Raw genomic sequence first — 694 nt, forward strand, 5'->3', positions numbered from 1 at the left:
GTAGCCCTAGGGGAACCTGGGGCTGGATCACCTCCTTATACGAAAGATTATTGCGATGAGTGTTCACACAGATTGATTAGGTTTGTAAAGATAAAGAGATTTTGTTTTTGCTGAAAAGCGAAAGCAGAAAATAGTAAGTGCCCAACACTTACTACTTAGTGTCCCGTTCGTCTAGAGGCCTAGGACACCGCCCTTTCACGGCGGTAACAGGGGTTCGACTCCCCTACGGGATACCATTGGGTCGTTAGCTCAGTTGGTAGAGCAGTTGACTTTTAATCAATTGGTCGCAGGTTCGAATCCTGCACGACCCACCATTTCCTTCCACGGGAAATGTAAAAAAACTAAATGTGGGCGATTAGCTCAGTTGGGAGAGCACCTCCCTTACAAGGAGGGGGTCACTGGTTCGAGCCCGGTATCGCCCACCATTCTCTAAGTAATTTTGGATTAAGATTTTCCAAACCACTTCATTAAAACGTACGTGGTTGGGATTTTTGACGCTGAGATTCTTTAGAAAATGCATTAAGTTTGCATTGCTCTTTAACAATTTGGAAAGCTGACGAATAACATTTGATTAATGTTATTCATTTAAAAGTTCTCAAATCCTATATCGAAAGATGTAGGTACCAACACACATTCAAGTGTTCTTGGGAATTACGAAAGTAATTCATATTTGAGTCCGGCAAAATCGAGTCTG

3 tRNA genes are annotated in these 694 nt (G+C 42.5%); all 3 read left to right on the plus strand.

Annotated elements, in window-relative coordinates:
- Positions 1-160: 160 nt before the first annotated feature.
- The 3 genes from MMA19_RS26445 to MMA19_RS26455 all read left to right on the plus strand — a co-directional run bounded on the left by MMA19_RS26445 (position 161) and on the right by MMA19_RS26455 (position 425).
- Positions 161-236: transfer RNA gene (locus MMA19_RS26445), tRNA-Glu, on the plus strand.
- 2 nt (positions 237-238) lie between these two features.
- A tRNA-Lys gene (locus tag MMA19_RS26450) sits at positions 239-314 on the plus strand.
- Positions 315-349: 35 nt separating this feature from the next.
- A tRNA-Val gene (locus MMA19_RS26455) sits at positions 350-425 on the plus strand.
- The last annotated feature ends 269 nt before the right edge of the window (positions 426-694 follow it).

Source organism: Vibrio sp. CyArs1 (assembly GCF_022432925.1).
Classification (GTDB): domain Bacteria; phylum Pseudomonadota; class Gammaproteobacteria; order Enterobacterales; family Vibrionaceae; genus Vibrio; species Vibrio mediterranei.